Annotated in this window: 1 protein-coding gene; it reads left to right on the top strand. The window is 70.6% G+C overall.

Annotation, left to right across the window (positions count from 1 at the left end):
• Window positions 1-109 precede the first annotated feature (109 nt).
• Window positions 110-235, top strand: a complete 126-nt coding sequence (locus ACFVVX_RS07820) for a hypothetical protein (protein WP_387942589.1) — start codon at window positions 110-112, stop codon at window positions 233-235.
• Window positions 236-309 lie beyond the last annotated feature (74 nt).

Below are 309 nucleotides of genomic sequence, written 5' to 3'. Positions count from 1 at the left end.
CGACTTCGCGATGTCCGAACGCGCCGCCTTGTCCCCCGCGCCGAGGTCATGTCCCTTGCCAGGGAACGGCTCCGGCTTCGGCGCCGCAGCACCCCTGCCGTCGACATCCGTGAGCGTGACGATGTTCGAGTCCGGCTTCGGCGCCTTCGCCGCGCTCTCGGGCTTCGGCGGAGCAGGCGTATCCGCCGTCGGACCACCCGCCGCCCGCTGCCGTGCCTGCGACTCCAGGAACTGATTCGCGGTGTCCGAACGCGCCGCCTTGTCCCCCGCACCCAGGCCATAACCCTTGTTCGGGAACGGCTCCGGCTT

The sequence above is a fragment of the Kitasatospora sp. NPDC058170 genome, assembly GCF_042883905.1.
In the GTDB taxonomy this organism is placed as follows: domain Bacteria; phylum Actinomycetota; class Actinomycetes; order Streptomycetales; family Streptomycetaceae; genus Kitasatospora.
The sequence above is the reverse complement of the archived record's forward strand: the minus strand, read 5'-3'. Positions and strand labels throughout refer to the sequence as shown.